The organism is Pseudomonas sp. VD-NE ins (assembly GCF_031882575.1).
GTDB lineage: Bacteria > Pseudomonadota > Gammaproteobacteria > Pseudomonadales > Pseudomonadaceae > Aquipseudomonas > Aquipseudomonas fluorescens_BZ.
Genome location: NZ_CP134772.1, coordinates 3,516,062 through 3,528,786, shown reverse-complemented (window position 1 = coordinate 3,528,786; position 12,725 = coordinate 3,516,062). Strand labels below are relative to the sequence as shown.

The window sequence follows — 12,725 nt, the reverse complement described above, 5'->3', positions numbered from 1 at the left end:
TTCAGCATCAATGTCGGCGGAACGGAAGCCTTCGCGAGCAGGCTCGCTCCCACAGGGGTTGGCGGTGTGAAGTCAGGCCTTGGCGGCCATCGCGGTGACTTCCACGCGCATGCCTTCAACCGCCAGCGAGGCCACACCCACCGCTGCACGCACCGGCCATGGCTTGGCGAAGTAGCGTTTGTAAACTTCGTTGAATGCCGCGCGATCCGCCATGTCGGTCAGGTAGATGGTCAGGTGCATGACCCGATCCATCGAGCTGCCGGCGCGCTCCAGCGCAACTTTCAGCGCTTGCAGCGTGCACTCGCTTTGCAGGGTGATATCGCCCAGTTCCAGACTGCCATCGGCGCGGGTTGGAATCTGGGTGGAAACCATGATCCCGTTGAACGCGGTGACGTCCGACGAAATGGAGTCTGCGTCCGGATCGGGAGTGAAGGTGATGTCTTGGTTGGCCATGCTTGTCTCTTTTTGAGCGAGTAAAGATCGCCCCAGTTTACAGATTCAGGGCCGACATGGCCCGTTTGGCCAATTGGCACCATACTCCTGCGCGTTATTGGCAAACGAGGCAGAACCACAATGCTCGCGATTCGCCCAAGCCAACTATCGGCGCTTGAACAGGACAGCCGTCAGCAGATCGCGCTGGCGGTCCTCGCCGATCTGCGGAGTACCACGCCCCACGCCGTAGCGGGACTGTCGACTGCCGAAGTCGATTTTCGCCTGCACACGGCGGTTTCCCGATCGCAATGGCACGAACTCAATTCCCACGACGATGTTGCGGCGTTCGTTCGCTTGTCTTTTATTGTCGGGCCGCACTTCGACGAATACCCGGCGTTCAAGGAGATATTCGCCAATCACGCGAGTGAGGCGCGGATTCCTGCGCTTTTCCTGGAGGCCAGGCCGGAAGACTGGAACAACGCCAGCCAATTCGAGATCGTCAGCCGTTACCAGAAAAACCCGGACGTCGCAGTGGTGTCACTGACGGCGCTGGCTGCGCATCACGTCGATGACTACTGGCGCCACGCGCTGCATCCTGACGTCTGGCGGCTTGGTCGAATGAAACCGCTGACAGACCGCGGCGACGTGGCTGCATTGATTCAATCCGGGGAGTCTGCCAACAAAAGCGGTTATGCCATTGTTGACCCGCAAAAAAACCTTGTGGGTGCGCTTTTCGTGACCCGTGAAAATGTCGTCACTCGCGTTTCCTACTGGGTTGCCCGGCCGGTCTGGGGGCAGGGCATTGCCAGCCAGGCCCTTATGCAACTCAAAGCGATGCTGGTAAATGAACCCCTGACGCTGACTATCGAGCCGGGTAACACGCCGTCGTTCAAAGTCGCCACGAAATGTGGATTCCGTCAAACCGACTCCCTCACCTTTATGGCCTGACAACATGGAAAGAGCCGATAACACCCTCGCGGCAGATGTCGAAAATGCCTTGAATGACTACCTCGCGCTGGCGCAGGACGCGACTGACAAAACGCATCAGGCCAAACTCGTCATGCTGCAAAAAAAAGTCGCAGCCGCCACCAAGGCAGAGGGGGTGCATGAGCACGATCAGGTGAAGCAGTTTTCTCTGGCTGTCCAGACGTGCTCCCTGCAGCCGACCAAGGTCAGACAATTGCAGGCGCTGAATCTGGAGAAAATCAAAGCGCTCAACGACGAAATCAAGGTGCGCAACGACGCTACCCTCACGCTGTGCAAACCCATGTCCATCAGGTTCCAGGACCGGACGTGGAGCCAATACTATTCAGGCACCTCCAACATCAAATATCCCGACGTCAGTGGCATGCTCCCGCATGTCTGCGAAGCCGGGCTGATTCAGAACATGATGCTGTTTGACCTGCTGCAGGGTCATCGCCAGCAGATCTGCTCTTTCCAGTTACCCGATCTCTCTGCGTTGGATGACGATCACACGGACTACCCGGCAATTATCATTCCGTCAGGTGGCAAGGACGGTAGATGGCAGAAAATGGTTGCCGGTGATTTGCCCAATTATTGGTGGGCGCGCTTCGTTAATCAGGTGCACGTGGTGTTTCTTGTTTCAAACGAAGAGATTGGCAACTACGACAAAATCAAGGAAATGGGCGTCACTGTCGTCGGTTACGACGGCTTTGGCATGGGCTGCGCCCGAGCGGTCGGTGTGCATGTCGCGAAAAAACTCAATCGCCTGTGTTTCATGACGGACGACCGGACCAAAGATCTCTGGTATCGCGGTGAACCTGTCGAACTCGGATTACTGGAGCTGATGCCGAAAGGTCTGCAGCCCCGGTTCCCGTTTATCAGCGGGGTCAGCCCCAAGGGTGAGCTGAATATCCTGACTATCATCAATCCCGCAACGACTGAGGCGGAGAAGCCCAATTTCTCCAGATACTTCATTGCCTCCAAGGAGGACAAAGGGCTGTTCCTCTATTGCGAGGCATTGCGCTTGCGCAATCCCCTGGCCAAAGTCGGTGCACTCACTGGCAATTTCGAAGAAACGGTCAAGGGCAAGCCGGCGTTTCCCTTTCAGTTTGAAGTCAAGTACGACGGCGACAATCCTGCCTATACCAACAAAGCCGTCGCTTATGCGGGATTCAAAGGCGCCTGCATGGCGCGCATCACTGACTGCCAACTTTACCGTTCGGTCGACACGCCTCCAGGCAACATCCCGGCCAATGGCGTTGCCCTCGACTGGAAGTACTTGAGCACCCACAAGGGTTTTCTCAATCAGTGGGACGCCGTGAAAATGCAGGATTCGGCGATGTACCTCCTCTTGAAGCAAATCTACGACGAGATGAAGGCAAAATCCGAGTCTGTGGTGGAAGAGGACAAGCTGCAACCCGAACACTGGCAGGCGTTCGATAAGTACCTGACACCGTGGTTCAGTTGAGTCTCGATTGCCGTCCCGGGCTATTTCAGATCGGAGCCGTGGCCGCTTCTGCGGCAATCGCCGCCTGCACGCCGGGGCGTTGCTCCATGCGGTCCATGAACGCCGCCAGGCTTGGCCACGCCTTGATATCGATGTTGAAGATTGGCAGCCACTTGAGGACGCTGAACAGGTACGCGTCGGCCACGCTGAACGTGTGCAGCAGGTAGTCACTGGTGAGATGGGCGTCCAGAAAATCCAGCCGCTGGTACAGCTTGCCGCGAAAGATGTCTTTGATTGGCTCGGGAATATCGGCGTTGAATAGCGGAGCGCTGCCACCGTGCATTTCGGTGGCGATGAAGTTCAGGTGTTCCTGCAGACGCGCTCGCTCCCACGTGCCATTTGCTGGCGCTAGCGTGTTGCCCGGCACCTGATCGACCAAAAACTGCAGGATCGCTGGCCCTTCCGTCAGCACCTCACCGTTATCCAGAACCAGCGCGGCAACGTAGCCCTTCGGATTGATCTCACGGAAGTCGCGGCCGTCGGCGGTGCGTTTGCTCTGGTTATTGACGCGAACCAGTTCAAACGGCAAACCCAGTTCCCGCAGCACAATGTGCGGAGACAGCGAACAGGTCATGGGAGCGAAATACAGTTTCATGGCTTTTCCTTGCTGAGAGAAGGCGCCAGATTCCATTGCCGTGGTGGCTTTCGCAAAGGTCATTTCGGGTGTTAGCGTATGACAAAATCTCATGAGCAATCATCATCCCATGTCCGTCCGACTTCCTTCGCTTAATGGATTGCGTGCCTTTGAAGCGGTCTGCCGATACATGAGTTTTACCAAGGCTGCCGAGGAACTCAACGTCACCCAAACCGCTGTCAGTCATCAGATTCGCCGACTCGAAGCCGAACTGGGTGTGCCTCTTTTTCTGCGGCTCAACGGTGGTTTGGCGCTGAGTGAAGACGGGCAGGCCTACTTGCCGGGGGTGCGTGCAGCGTTTCAAGCGCTGCGTTTTTCCACTGAACAGTTGCTGGAGTCTCGCGATAAAAGCGTGCTGACGATCAGCACTCTGGTGTCCGTTGCGTCGAAGTGGCTATTGCCGCGGTTGCCATCTTTCCAGCAGGCGTTCCCCGCCATCGATGTGCGAATCAGTGCGGCCACTGAGCTGGTCGACTTTCGCAAGCGCGCGATTGATGCGGCGATTCGTTACGGACGTGGTGACTGGAAAGGGCTGCGTGCCGATTTTTTGATGTCGGATGAGGTCTTTCCGGTGTGCAGTCCTGCACTGGCGAAGACGTTGTGCGCGCCGGCGGATCTGGCCAATCACACGTTACTGCAAGTCAGCGGTGTGACGGCCGGTGACTGGAGCGCTTGGCTACGCGCAGCGGGCCAACCGCCACAACTCGCAGAAGGTCCGCGCATGACCTTCGACCTGGCGATGATGGCGGTACAGGCTGCTGTTTGCGGACAGGGCGTGTGCATTGGCCGTTCGACCTATGTCGAGGACGATTTGCGGGCCGGGCGCTTGGTCGCACCCTTTGGTCTGCGCTTGAAAGATGAACTGGGCTTCTATCTGGTGACGCCCCGTGAAACGGCGGAATCGAAAAAAATCGTGGCATTCAGGACATGGCTGCTGGCGTTGCTGGCGGGCGCAGACACCTTTGTATAAGCGTGTATCAAGCTGTCGCGCAGACACATGCGCACAATAAAGTCAGGGTTTACGACACATCAACGATACAGGCGACTCCCACAGTAGAGGTCACCCACCACTACGTTTGAGAGGGCTCCACCATGCATCGTCCACTGTTACTGGCCAGCGCCGCGATACTCGTTTCAATGATCGGTATCGCCCATGCGGCTGACGCACCGGCCAAGAGCTGGCAACAAGGCTTGAGCCGCACGGACCTGGTTCGCCAGGATCTCGGGGCCGCCGAGCGAGAAGTGATCCAGGCACGCGTCGATTTCGAACCGGGCGTGACTTCGCCAAGACACGCGCACCCCGGTGTTGAGGTCGCGTACGTGATCAGCGGCACGTTCGAATATCAACTGGAGGGTCGGGCGCCGGTGACACTGAAAGCGGGGGATTCGTTGTTCATTCCGCAAGGTGTGGCGCATATCGCCAAAAACGTGGGTGCGGACAAGGGTTCGGAGTTGGCGACCTATATTGTGAAGAAGGGTGAGCCGGTGCTGATTCTGAAACCTTAGGCCCACGCCTCAATGGAGCGTCGCCGCTCGGCGACTTTCTCCAATCCTGATTCGATCGAGCGCCCGGTTCAACGCGTCGAGGGCATCGAGCAGCGCTTTGGCCTCGGCTTCCCGGCCTTCGCCCCACAAGCGCTCGGCCATTTTGTTCAGGGCTTGAATCGAGCGCTCGATGTCTGCGGCGTTTGCGTGCTGTTTAGGGGCCGGTGGTTTCTTCGGCATTCAGGGTTCCTCTGCTGACGGCAAACCACCATACCGCTGCGGCGCCCAACAGCATAGTCAGCACGGCCAGAATCAGGATCACTCCTTGCGTACCCACGCTTGAGGCCAGCAGCGCCACCAGCAACCCCGCCAAAGGTTGCGAGAGATTATTGAGCAAGGTGATCACGCCCACGGTCTTACCGAAGTCCTTGGCCGGAATCACCCGCTGACGGATGCTGCGCATGTAGATGTTGAACATCTTGTCGAAGCCGACGATCAGCAGGAAACCCACCACATAGCCAGTCAGGTTCGGACTCAGTGCACTGATGAGGGCGCCAGCGGCGATCATCGAGTAAGCCAGCCCACCCAGTAACCGCTGCGGAATTTCAACCCGGGCGAGGAAGAACAGAATCACGATGGTGGTGACCGCGCCGGCAGCCTGCAGTCCGGCATACGCATCTTTGCCGGCGCTGTACTCGCCGATCACCATCGCCGCTGACGTCGCCAGAGTGACGCCGACGATCAGGTTGACCCCGACGGCCAGCAGAATGATTTTTTTCAGCTCCGCCAGTTCACGTATATGCCCGAAAGCGATACGCAGCGGTTGCAGCCAGATGTCCTGATGCTGCTCGAACACTTCCAGGGTGATACGGCTGAGGCGTTGCCATACCAGCATGCTCAGGTCCGCCAGCAGGAAGAGCCCGGCGACCCACAGCACCACCCAATGCCACGCCCAGATTTCCAACAGCAGTGCAGCCACCAGCGGCCCGAGCACCAGCCCGGTCTGATCGGCGATCTGCGAATAGGACAAGGTCTTGGTGTAGCTGTAGTGTTGGAAAATGTGTGGCATCAGCACCTCGCGGGCCATGATGCCCTGGGTGGTCAGCACGCCACATAGCGCTGACAGCACGACGACCCAGGCGATACCGCCGAAGAGGGCAAACATTGCCACCGCGATCAGGCAGAGCAGTGCTCGGTAAACCTGGCTGATGTGCAGAATCCTGATCGGCGAAAACTTGTCGCACAGGGCTCCGCACAGCGGAAACGCGAGAAACCGTGGCAGCGATTCGACGAAAAACGCCAAACCTGCCCAGGACGCACTGTTGGTGGTCTGGAACACCACCAATGGCACGATGAACAGCAGGATCTGATCCGCCAGCCGCGACAGAAACAGCGAGGTGAAAAATGCCAGGTAGTCCTTGCGCAAAGTAAGCTCCTTGTTGTTAGCGGTCTGGCCGCATGGCCAGCCGTGCTTCAGTACGCCGATCCTTGGCTGTCGTTGAGATTATGCCGCTCGTCCCCGCGCAGGGGCGGGTTGAATACGCTGACGAGGATCAGGTCTTGCTCTTTGCCCCCGCGCAGGTAATGACGGTCGTGCTGGTCAAGCACATAAACGTCGCCGGGGCGAATCGGGAAGACATTCCCCTGCATGTCTTCGACTTCGCCTTCCCCGGCAATGCAATAGCATGCCTCCAGATGATTGCGATAGTGCAACAGTGATTCAGTACCGGCACGCACCACGGTGTGACACAAAGTAAAACCCATGGCATCGCGTTCAGTGAGCAAGCGATGGCTGGTGCCGGCGCCCCACTCGACGAAGTACGGGGTTTGTTCAACGTCGGATTTGTTGCGAATGAACATATGAACCTCTCTGCAAAAGTGCTGATTTGAAAAAACTTCAGACCGGTTTCAGGACGGCTTCACCGTAAGCCTGCATCGCGTCGTTCCAGACCAGGTCGCGGTGTGCGGCCATGGCCTGGACATCGCGCCAGTGGCGCTGGAGCGGATTGGCGGCGACCAGTGACGAGGCGCCGAGTCGCTCCACCAGACGGCGTACCACCTGCACGCATTGCTGCGCCAGATAGGCGCGGTCACGCTTGAGCTGCCTCAGTTGCCGAGCGTCGAGGGCGCGCCCATGCATACCGGCGTCATGCAGTCGTGAGATCAGTGAGTCATACAGCAGCCCGGCGCTGTACAGCTGCGCGGCCGAGTGAGCAACCTGTTCAGCGATACGAGGGTCGCTGCTCAGCGGCGAATCGGCCAGTGCCAGAACATAGGCGGCGTGGGCGCCCTCGGCACAACCCAGTAACGGGCCGATGATCGAGGTGGTGAGATAAGGCACCAGAGGCACCCGGTCGATGTAATCGGTGCCCGTCGCGGGCACGGGCCCGGCAAATACTTCATGCAGGGCGAAGACGCGTTCGTGGGGCACCAGCAGTTGCCGGGTCAGCACGTCATGGGAACCGGTTGCGGCCATGCCGAAGCTGTCCCAACTGTCGAGCCTGTGCACCTCATGCGCGGCGATCAGCACCAGGAAACGTGGCGTGTGAGCCGCGTCTGGATGGTTGGGGCAGGGCGCGTTGAGCATCAGCCAGGTGGCGTCCTCGATGCCCGAACTAAAGCGCCAGCGCCCGTTCACTCGCATGCCCGCCGCTTCCAGCGATAACTGGCTGTCAGCGCCACTGGAGGCTGAGGCAAACAGTTGGCGGGGGCCTTCGGCATACAGCCGGTCCTGACAGGCGGGTGGCAGGCGTCGGATGATGCAGCTGTGACCGCCCACCAGCGCCATCATCCAGCCGGTGGAGGCACAGGCCCTGGCCGCAACGCGCGCACTCTCCACCAAAGTGGGCCAGTGACCACTGTGGGTAACCGGGGCGCGTGGTGACAACAGATCCAGCCAGCCGCCGGCAAACAGCTCGTCAAAAGTACTGTCACTCAACCGGCGGTTTTTTTCTGCCGCGCTCGCCCGGTCACGCCAATCCGCAAGGTGCTGCAGGGCACGCTGACAGAATGCGGACAGGGCGGCGGGATGGCAGAACTGCTCCGAGGCGTCAGACATCGGCGGGCTCCCTGACATCCCGAGGTGAAGGTAACAACGCACCCAGTCGCGAGTCTTCGAAACAGAAGCCTGCCGGTTGCACCACCGGCCCCAGCAGCGCGAGGAAACGTTCGAGTTGGTCAGCGTCGTCCGAGGCGACGAATTCGCAGAAATTGCTGCTGTTCCAGAGCAAATGGACATGCTTGAAACGTGCCGTCAGAGCGCTTGTCAGTTCCTCCAGCGTGACTTGGCCATTTTGCATTTGCTCAAGCATTTGCTGGCGTTTCCAGCTGATTTCTTCCGCGCTGAAATAGCGGGTCTTGAACACTTCGTCTTTGACGCGCTCACGTCGCAAGTATTCCTGGGGCTCGGCGTGGTTGAGTTTCTCGAGGAAAAACACCAGTCCGCCAGGCTTGAGAAACTGCTGGAGATGAGCGATTTGTCGCTCGCGGTCGCGGCTATAGAACTGGAACGCGGCCATTTCATAGATGTAATCGAAGCCCTGTCCGAAGTCCTGGTATTCGGGGCTTTGCAAAACGGCGGGGCTGACCTTGAACACCGATTGCGGGAAAAAACGCGACAGCGCCGGGTCGGCGTGGCGGTCGAAGGCGATTTGATTGGCCTGGTTGGGCGAAGAGGTGAAACTGCGTATCAGGCCTTGTGAATGGCCGGCCAGGGCGCGACCGTTGCTGCCATCGAAGGCGTCGACTTCGAACAGACTGAACGTCTGGCCGGGTTCACGGACACTGGCCTGGGACAGGCGGGTCAAAGCCACGCCGACTCTGGACAGTTCTTCAAGTATGTACGGCACGCTCGCCAGGAAGTGCGAGAACAACGGGCCTGCGCCCTCTATCAGAAGATCGTGATAGTCGAGCATCTGCGGGTCGGCGATCTGCGACCGCAGGTGGCTGTGCAACGACTGCAAAGGGACTTGGCTGGCACCTGTGGCGAGGCTGTGGAAGTGCCCGGCGAGTTTCAGCATTGCGCTTTGTTGCAGGTCGCGATCCAGGCTGGCGTCATCCTGTAGCGACGGCTGGCAAGTATTCATGGGTAGCTCCTGCTGTCAGATCAGTCCTTTGGTGGTGAACTTGCCCGAGTAGGTTTTCGGCAAGGCTTCAAGAAATACGCAATGGGCGGGCACCATATGCCAGTCCAGACGGGACTTGCAGTAATCGAGCAAGGCCTGTTCGCTGGTCTGTTCATGGCTTGGCGCGAGCACGATGCAGGCCTTGGGCACATGGCCGGCCGATTCGTCGGCGACCGGTACGACCAGCACCTCGGCGACCGCCGGATGCGAGGCAAGGCATTGCTCGATCTCCCGTGGGTTGACGTTCCAGATATTGCGCGCGAAGACATCGTCCTTGCGGGCGACGTAATACAGATAGCCCTCGGCGTCGCGTTTGAACAAATCACCTGTGCGATACAGCCGCGAATGACCGAAGGCATCGTGGACGAATGCCTTGGCATTGGCCTCGGGCATGTCCCAGTACTCAAGCATCAGGTAATCGCTGGTCACCAACAGTTCGCCGACTTCGCCAGGCTGGTCGATCGCCTGGCCCTGTTCGTCCAACAGATAGAGGCTCACTCCCGGCAGGGGTTTGCCCACGGAGGTGGGGCGCTGATCAATCTCCTCGGGCGACAGGTAGCTGACGCGTTTGCACTCGGTGAGCCCGTAGTTGGAAAAGATCCGTACCTGCGGCAACGCCTGGCGGATTTGCTGGATGTGCCGGGTGTGCAAAGCCTGGCCGCTGCTGGAGATGTAGCGCAGGCCGGGGATCCGTGCCTGCCAGCCCGGATCGGTATTGGCCAGCAGGAAAAACACCGGTGGAAATACGTGCATGGCGGTCACCGCCTCACGCTCGACCACCGCAAGCACATCCTCGGCGCTGCTGGCGGGACGGCTTTCGATGACGCTGGTAGCGCCGGCGAACAACGGCATCATCACGTTGTAGACGCCATAGTCGGACGCCAGCGTCGAGTAGCTGAGGATGCGGTCGTCGGGGGTATTCTGCAGGTAAGCGGTGACGCGGCTGCTGGCCGCTAGCATGATCCGGTGATTGACCAGCACGCCCTTGGGATTGAATGTCGAGCCCGAGGTGTAAAAGATCGAAGTGGCACGCTCGGGGTCTTCGGCCGGCAGCGGCGCGGTGCGGTTTTTTTGCTGTCGTTGTGCCGTGATGACCTCGTCCAGAACGATGACGGGCGAAGAAGCCAAGGGCGCAGCAACAGTCAGCAGGACCAGATCCAGACCGGCCGCTTCCATCAGTCCTGGCAGATCTTCGGTACAGTCGGTCAGCAGCACCCGTGCGCCCGAATGTTTGAGTTGATGGATCAGCTTGGCGCGGCTCAGGGTGTGATGGGTGGCGGCGGTGATCGCCCCGGCTTGCAGTACACCCAGATAGGCGGCGATCAGATCAACGCTGATGGGGGCGTAAAAACCCACGCGATCACCCGGCGCAACGCCCAGGGTTGGCAGCAGGGCGGCAATGTCATCCGCGCGTTGCTGCAGTTGCTGATAAGTAGTCGTCACCCCATCAAGGACAATCGCCGGTTTTGTCGGGTATATACTCGCGTTATTCGCGATAACCTGATGAAAAAGTTGCATCGCTCAATATCCTTTCAAGCACAACCTGGGGGCTTATTTACGTTTTCTTGCGCACACCGAAACATAGGTGCCTTGCCAGGTATATGGATCAATCGGCAAATTGTCTGAATTGCTCAGTGGCCAACTCTGTTTATCGAAGAAGTGATTGAATGCAAAAATTTCGAAGTCTGCTAACCACAGATCAAACAAGCCTTCGCTTTGCAGAATGGATAAACCCGCTTCCTTGTCCCAGATAAACGGTTCGCCAGTTGCCTGAAAATAACGCGTCAAGTCGGATAACAGGTCGAGAAATACAAACCCACCCGGTTTGACTGCGCTGATTAATTTGGGCATTACCTGCTGAAGTTCGTCTGGAGTAAAAAAGTGCAGAACTTCAGAGCATACGAGCACGTCGTAAGCTTGCGGGGCTGGGGTGTAGTCGAGAATGTCGGCCTGCTCGAAATTCAACTCTCGCAGCCAGGGGTTGTGCTTGCGACTTTGCACCGTGCTGTCGACCATATCCACGCCGCTCACGCTGTAGCCCTTGCGGGCCAATGCCGTGAGGTTGCGACCATCGCCGCAGCCCAGTTCCAGAGCCTGACCCGGACCCGCAGGCAGGTCGTCCAGAAACTGCTTCAGTTCACCGCGCAATTCACCGAAGAGCGCGCCGTTATCGCTGGCGTTATATTCTCTGTCATACCATTCTTTCAAGACGGAACTATTCACTACTTTCATAGTTATTCTCTGTCATCGATATACGTGAGCACACGGAAAGCCGCACGGATTAACGCATGCGGTCAAGCAATGTCAGGAATGATGTTGAAGGAATGAAGCGATAGAGAGGGGGAGATGAGGGTGCGGGCGAGGGCAAGACATAATGAAACTCCTTTTCATTTTTTGTTTTTCAAGTGTTACCCATGGCTATCGAGTGTTTTGGAAGACCTGATAGCGGAAGGGATAGTTCCATCGCACGGTTTCTCCTGTCAAGGCGAAGCGAGGCTGGGTGTGGATGTTTTTTGTCACGGTGTAGTTACATTGATTGTGTAATAAGAAATTATTGTAATTGTTGTGGTTGAGAATAATGCTGATCTTGAGTGGCCGCTGATTTTGACCGGGAAGGACGAGTCGCCAGTACTTATGTCAAGCGCAGATCGGCCGATATTTGCAGTCTCGAATGTATAATCGGATGGTTTTTCTTGAAGTGAGAACAAGGCAGATATGAAGCAGGAAAGCCGCATTCTTAGCGCTCTCAAACGTTTTCGTTATTTGATCCTGGCGGTCATGGTGATCGCGTCACTGGTCAATGCGTTCTGGCGCTTCACAGGCGGGTGGAGTCAGTTTTGGACATGCGTAGGGGCACAAGCGTGGTTTACCCAAGCCGTGTTTGCTTACCTTCGCGGGGGCTGGGTAGCAATCGGCCCCGGTGGACTGCCGAAGGATGCCAACCCGATCGGCAGGGCACTGTTGGCTGCAGTGGCGCTGGGGCTTTACTTATTGATGTTCAGCTACGAAGAGCAGAAGCCCGACTCTATTTATGAACGACGCGCCTCGGACTGGACCATGCCTACACGGGAGGAGATGCGGCGTTCGGCAGAGTGACAGGACACTTTCTAGAATTACGCCAAGGAAGAACAGAATGCTCAAAGCAATAACGGTCTGTTCTACTGTGTTTTTTTCTTCGTCTCAGGCGTGAAAAGCCCAGACGCATCCGGGCCTTTAATGGAAGAATTCAGCGCGAATTCATGTCTTCTGCGATCTTGACGGTCGATCTTTCCCTGCGCCTCCGAAGCCAGCTAAAGAGCGCATGCACCGGGTGCAAAAAGGCCGTAAGCACGCCTGTCAGCATGATGACAAATATGATGATGAGCGGGACGCTTTCGTGCGAAAACATGGTGGGTTACTCCTGTAGTCACTATGTCGGAACCCGCAGCCTAGACGCATCGAGTCATGTTTTCGATGAACGTATGTTCATTCTCTGGCTGTTGAATTGTGATACGGCGCCGCAGAGAAGATTTTCAAAGCGTACGAGCTCGCAGCGCAAAGCCGGTGAGCTGTTTTTCGTGACGTCAGCGCACTGAACCTA

General features: G+C 57.7%; 15 protein-coding genes. 5 read left to right on the top strand and 10 right to left on the bottom strand.

What is annotated here, in order from left to right; translation table 11 throughout:
* Positions 1-72: 72 nt before the first annotated feature.
* Entirely contained in the window at positions 73-453 is a 381-nt protein-coding gene (locus RMV17_RS15745; protein WP_034155869.1) for a RidA family protein, read from the bottom strand.
* A gap of 120 nt (positions 454-573) precedes the next feature.
* On the opposite strand from RMV17_RS15745, the gene RMV17_RS15740 reads away from it, so the two are divergent.
* Both RMV17_RS15740 and RMV17_RS15735 read left to right on the top strand, forming a co-directional pair.
* Positions 574-1,380 carry a GNAT family N-acetyltransferase gene (locus RMV17_RS15740; RefSeq protein WP_034155870.1) on the top strand — a complete coding sequence of 269 codons (807 nt, stop codon included), beginning with the start codon at positions 574-576 and terminating at the stop codon, positions 1,378-1,380.
* Between the two features lie 4 nt (positions 1,381-1,384).
* On the top strand, positions 1,385-2,863 hold the full coding sequence (locus tag RMV17_RS15735) for a hypothetical protein (RefSeq protein WP_311881013.1): 1,479 nt from the start codon (positions 1,385-1,387) through the stop codon (positions 2,861-2,863).
* 25 nt (positions 2,864-2,888) lie between these two features.
* Here RMV17_RS15735 and gstA read toward each other — a convergent pair whose 3' ends face one another.
* Complete coding sequence (gstA, locus tag RMV17_RS15730; protein WP_311881012.1) at positions 2,889-3,497, bottom strand: glutathione transferase GstA; 609 nt, start codon at positions 3,495-3,497, stop codon at positions 2,889-2,891.
* 109 nt (positions 3,498-3,606) lie between these two features.
* On the opposite strand from gstA, the gene RMV17_RS15725 reads away from it, so the two are divergent.
* Positions 3,607-4,506 (top strand): transcriptional regulator GcvA, encoded by a 900-nt coding sequence (locus tag RMV17_RS15725; RefSeq protein ID WP_311881009.1) that lies wholly within the window; start codon positions 3,607-3,609, stop codon positions 4,504-4,506.
* 167 nt (positions 4,507-4,673) lie between these two features.
* Complete coding sequence (locus tag RMV17_RS15720; RefSeq protein ID WP_409373134.1) at positions 4,674-5,042, top strand: cupin domain-containing protein; 369 nt, start codon at positions 4,674-4,676, stop codon at positions 5,040-5,042.
* 9 nt (positions 5,043-5,051) lie between these two features.
* Here RMV17_RS15720 and RMV17_RS15715 read toward each other — a convergent pair whose 3' ends face one another.
* The 7 genes from RMV17_RS15715 to RMV17_RS15685 are packed head-to-tail and all read right to left on the bottom strand — an operon-like array spanning position 5,052 to position 11,377.
* The gene (locus RMV17_RS15715) at positions 5,052-5,261 is read right to left on the bottom strand and encodes a hypothetical protein (RefSeq protein ID WP_077572657.1); all 210 of its coding nucleotides are present in this window, start codon (positions 5,259-5,261) and stop codon (positions 5,052-5,054) included.
* Positions 5,236-6,447 carry an MFS transporter gene (locus RMV17_RS15710; RefSeq protein ID WP_034155876.1) on the bottom strand — a complete coding sequence of 404 codons (1,212 nt, stop codon included), beginning with the start codon at positions 6,445-6,447 and terminating at the stop codon, positions 5,236-5,238. Before RMV17_RS15710 ends, RMV17_RS15715 begins: the two co-directional genes overlap by 26 nt.
* A gap of 47 nt (positions 6,448-6,494) precedes the next feature.
* Complete coding sequence (locus tag RMV17_RS15705; RefSeq protein WP_034155877.1) at positions 6,495-6,881, bottom strand: ectoine synthase; 387 nt, start codon at positions 6,879-6,881, stop codon at positions 6,495-6,497.
* A 37-nt stretch (positions 6,882-6,918) separates the two neighbouring features.
* Positions 6,919-8,079, bottom strand: coding sequence for an acyl-CoA dehydrogenase family protein (locus RMV17_RS15700; RefSeq protein WP_311881002.1), 1,161 nt, complete (start codon positions 8,077-8,079; stop codon positions 6,919-6,921).
* Entirely contained in the window at positions 8,072-9,106 is a 1,035-nt protein-coding gene (locus RMV17_RS15695) for a class I SAM-dependent methyltransferase (protein WP_311881001.1), read from the bottom strand. The genes RMV17_RS15700 and RMV17_RS15695 overlap by 8 nt, the downstream gene beginning before the upstream one ends.
* A 15-nt stretch (positions 9,107-9,121) precedes the next feature.
* Complete coding sequence (locus tag RMV17_RS15690) at positions 9,122-10,663, bottom strand: class I adenylate-forming enzyme family protein (protein WP_311880999.1); 1,542 nt, start codon at positions 10,661-10,663, stop codon at positions 9,122-9,124.
* A 33-nt stretch (positions 10,664-10,696) separates the two neighbouring features.
* Positions 10,697-11,377 carry a class I SAM-dependent methyltransferase gene (locus RMV17_RS15685; RefSeq protein ID WP_311880998.1) on the bottom strand — a complete coding sequence of 227 codons (681 nt, stop codon included), beginning with the start codon at positions 11,375-11,377 and terminating at the stop codon, positions 10,697-10,699.
* A gap of 483 nt (positions 11,378-11,860) precedes the next feature.
* On the opposite strand from RMV17_RS15685, the gene RMV17_RS15680 reads away from it, so the two are divergent.
* On the top strand, positions 11,861-12,241 hold the full coding sequence (locus tag RMV17_RS15680; RefSeq protein WP_311880997.1) for a hypothetical protein: 381 nt from the start codon (positions 11,861-11,863) through the stop codon (positions 12,239-12,241).
* Between the two features lie 130 nt (positions 12,242-12,371).
* On the opposite strand, the gene RMV17_RS15675 is transcribed toward RMV17_RS15680, so the two are convergent.
* The gene (locus RMV17_RS15675) at positions 12,372-12,533 is read right to left on the bottom strand and encodes a hypothetical protein (protein WP_311880995.1); all 162 of its coding nucleotides are present in this window, start codon (positions 12,531-12,533) and stop codon (positions 12,372-12,374) included.
* Between the last annotated feature and the right edge of the window lie 192 nt (positions 12,534-12,725).